General features: G+C 53.8%; 2 protein-coding genes. One reads left to right on the forward strand and one right to left on the reverse strand.

Annotated features, from left to right (window positions below; translation table 11 throughout):
• On the forward strand, positions 1 to 181 hold a 181-nt coding region (locus BUC32_RS20775), incomplete at its 5' end, for a hypothetical protein (RefSeq protein ID WP_175556984.1).
• Positions 182 to 237: 56 nt separating this feature from the next.
• Here BUC32_RS20775 and BUC32_RS20050 read toward each other — a convergent pair.
• Positions 238 to 1,296, reverse strand: coding sequence for an IS110 family RNA-guided transposase (locus BUC32_RS20050; RefSeq protein WP_073257436.1), 1,059 nt, complete (start codon positions 1,294 to 1,296; stop codon positions 238 to 240).
• Positions 1,297 to 1,367: the final 71 nt, after the last annotated feature.

A 1,367-nucleotide genomic window follows, 5' to 3' on the forward strand; every position in this document is an offset into this window, starting at 1 on the left:
ATGTATGTACCGGCTGCTGTTCGCAAATGATTTCTTGCACGCTTTCGGAAGTCGCTCATATGTATCCGGCCTGTTGATCGACACGCGGGTCGTGGCCTTGTTGGGGTTACGCACGCACCGTGATCTCATTAGCGGACAGGTCGATTATGACCTAATGGGCCGTCAGACTCTGGGGGCGTAATTATTCCGTTCCATGCTTTCTATCTATCGCGAACTCCTTTGAGCTGCTTCGGGTTGTTAGACGCCGATTGCAACCTCATCTCTTGGTGTGTCGAATGTCGTCTTGTGCCTTAGAATGCTCCATGCCATGCGGGCCAGCTTGTTGGCGAGTGCGACGGCGGCCTTGTTTCGATGCATACGTTCTGATGCGCGAACCAACCAGTCGCCAAAGCTGAAGTCTGGCCAGCGGTGCGGTCGCATCATGATGACTTTTGCCGCCTGAACGAACAGCATCCTCAGATATCTACTACCGCGTTTTGAGATGCGTCCGAGGACCGTCCGCCCACCGGTGCTGTATTGCCGGGGCACAAGTCCGACCCAAGCTGCAAAGTCGCGCCCGCGATCAAAGGCTTCGCCTTCACCAATCGCCGCAACCATCGCTGTTGAGATCATCGGACCAATTCCAGGTATCGTCATGACGTTGACGCAGTTCTCTTCGGTTCGACTGATCTCTTCGATCTCCTGCGATACCTTGTCGATCCGGTCGTCCATCCACATCCAGTCGCCGTAAAGGCCGATCAGGATCGAACGCATCCGGGGTGATATCTCCTCTTTGCGCTCCTCTAAGATTGTCTCGAAGGAGTTCTTCAAGGCGCGCAGACCTCTGCGCACCGTAATGCCTTGTTCGATCAAGAAAGCACGGATCTGGTTAATCGTCGCTGTCCGGCGCGACACCAGACGTGATCGCACACGATGCAAAGCCTGTAAGTCGAGCTGGTCCTGAGTCTTCTCGGAAACTGCTTTCAAGTTCGGACGCAGTGCCGCCTCAGCAATCGCTTCTGCGTCGTTGTAGTCGTTTTTCTGCCCCTTGTTGAATGGTTTAACGTAGATTGCAGGAATGATCCGGGGCTCAAAGCCCATCTTGCGCAACGTCCGACTGACAAAATGCGCACTCAAACAGGCTTCCATGCCAACCACGCAACGCGGCAGTTTCTCGAATGTCGCGATCAAAGCAAGTCGTTTGATCTGCTTGCGCAAAACACGCTGCCCATCGTGATCAAAGCCGACAAGGTGGAACGTGTCTTTGCCGATATCGATGCCAATCGACTTCAGTTCATCAAATTCAGTCTTCGCCATGCTACTTCTCCTATTTGCAGAAATAGGCTCAGCCTAACCTGCTGGGTGAAGCAGCCGGTACATCCCATTAG

The sequence above is a fragment of the Shimia gijangensis genome, from assembly GCF_900142085.1.
Classification (GTDB): Bacteria; Pseudomonadota; Alphaproteobacteria; order Rhodobacterales; family Rhodobacteraceae; genus Shimia; species Shimia gijangensis.